The sequence below is a fragment of the Nocardioides sp. genome (assembly GCF_034670285.1).
GTDB lineage: Bacteria > Actinomycetota > Actinomycetes > Propionibacteriales > Nocardioidaceae > Nocardioides.
Genome location: NZ_JAXMNS010000535.1, coordinates 1 through 1,984, shown reverse-complemented (window position 1 = coordinate 1,984; position 1,984 = coordinate 1). Strand labels below are relative to the sequence as shown.

Genomic DNA, 1,984 nt, shown 5'->3' with positions numbered 1-1,984 from the left:
GCCGGTGCCGATGACGGGCTCCAGCCCGGCCAGGCCGCGCAGCTGCTCGGCCTGCTTGCGCTTGCGCTGCACCTGCTTGTCGTCGACCCCGCCGGCCAGGTCGTCGACCTGGGCTCGCAGCTCACCCTCGCGACCCTGGAGCCGCTCGTAGTCGTCGGACTCGGCCTGCACGAGCGAGGCCAGGTCGGTGTAGCGGCCGGGGCGCAGGTCGGTGCCGTCGGAGTTGCCGGCGCTGACCGCGAAGAGCGCTCCGCTGAGGAGCACCATCACCGGCGTGCCGACGCGCCAGATGCCACGCCCGCTCGGCGTGCCCCGACCCGACGACCCATTGCTGGGGGTCGACCCAGGGGTCTGCGCGTGGGAACCGGTCACGCACACTAAGGTAGCCCGCGGATCGGCAGTACCGAAGCCGCCGTTCAGCACCGGAGCACCGACGCCGGCGATACCCAGAAGAGGACCGACCCCGTGGCCAAGATCAAGGACGAGACCTTCGACCCCGACCGGGGACCGGTCATGAGCCCGCGCTTCGCGATCGCCCTGACGCTGATGGTGCTCGGAGTCGCTTGGATCATCTACTACTACGTCGGTGTGCGCCCCGAGGGCGAGTTCAACGACGCCGGTGAGGCCCTGAGCGCCAAGGGCCCCGGCTTCCTCCAGGACCTCGCCGACTGGAACTACCTGATCGGCTTCGGAGCCTTGTTCCTCGGCCTCATCATCTCGGCCCACCCCTCCACCCCGCTGGGCCGCGGCCGCGGCGTCGTCGGCGGGATGCTCGGCTGCTTCCTGGTGGGCCTGGCCTGGATCTGCGTGTTCTACGCGATCGCCAACGACACCTCCGTGGTGCCGATCTTCGACGACCTCGGTCAGAAGAACCTGATGGTCGGCATCGGCTTCATGGCGGTCGGCTTCACCTTCGCCACGCGCTGGGAGTGACCCAGCAGCACCAACAGCTCCATCAGTTGTGCACAGCCCGCCCCTGAGCGCGGGCCGCACCACGACCTCGACCGGCACCGGTCCGTCATACGCCTCGGCGTGCTGACGGCGGTGCCGGTCTTTTCGTGCTGATTCAGCGCCCTGCTTGGCACAACTCGTCAACCGGTCGCCGCCGGGCTGCGGCCCGCGGCTCCGTCAACGGACCGGTCGACCCCCATCGAGCGCGGGTCCGGCCGCCCCACCGCTTGCGAGTTATCCACAGAGTTCTCCACAGCTGTGGAACGAATTCCACAAGTGTAGTTCTCCACCGGTTTCTCCACAGGTGTGGACAACCCGGGGTGTGGAAGCGCTCAGCCGAGGACGACGGAGCGGGCGACCACGGCCACCGCGACCAGCACCAGGACCGCGGCGATCCCGGCCCACTGCATGCGCGCGCGGCGGGGTCCCTTGGGCGCGTAGACGAGCAGGCCGGTGATGAGGGCGCCGCCGACGAAACCGCCGAGGTGGCCCTGCCAGGAGATGTTGGGCACCGCGAAGGTGATGACCAGGTTGATGAGGAGCAGACCGCCGAGACTGCGCAGGTCGCCGCCGATCTTGTGCACGATCACCGCGAGCGCGGCGAAGAGGCCGTAGATGGCCCCGGAGGCTCCCAGGGTGATGCCGAACTCGCTGGCCAACCAGTAGACCGTGGCGGAGCCGGCGAGGCCGGAGACGAGGTAGAGCGCGAGGAACCGTGCACGGCCCAGGGCGGCCTCGATCTGCGGCCCGAGCAGGAAGAGCGCCAACATGTTGGCGGCGAGGTGCCAGATCTCCACGTGCAGGAACATGCTCGTGACCAGCTGCCAGTAGGCGCCGTCGGACACGCCGGAGACCCAACGGGCGTCACCGCCGCGGCAGGCTGCCTCGACGGCAGCGCCGTAGAAGGCCCCCGGCTCGGCGATCGACTCGCACAGTCCGCGCGGCAGCAGGGCCAGGCGCGGGATCAGGCGGCTGTCGTTCCAGCCGGTGACCAGCACCCCCACCCAGACGGCGAGGTTGAGGGCGATCAGGA

The 1,984-nt window shown here is 69.7% G+C and carries 2 protein-coding genes and 1 pseudogene; 1 reads left to right on the top strand and 2 read right to left on the bottom strand.

All coding sequences use genetic code 11. The annotated features are described in order from the left end of the window. Positions 1 to 372: pseudogene (locus VOI19_RS18715) on the bottom strand (hypothetical protein); the annotation flags it as partial. Positions 373 to 465: 93 nt separating this feature from the next. Here VOI19_RS18715 and VOI19_RS18710 point away from each other — a divergent pair. Next, positions 466 to 933 (top strand): cell division protein CrgA, encoded by a 468-nt coding sequence (locus VOI19_RS18710; RefSeq protein ID WP_323794449.1) that lies wholly within the window; start codon positions 466 to 468, stop codon positions 931 to 933. A 350-nt stretch (positions 934 to 1,283) separates the two neighbouring features. On the opposite strand, the gene VOI19_RS18705 is transcribed toward VOI19_RS18710, so the two are convergent. Further along, positions 1,284 to 1,984 (bottom strand): rhomboid family intramembrane serine protease (locus tag VOI19_RS18705; protein ID WP_323794448.1); only part of this gene is annotated, 701 nt, incomplete at its 5' end.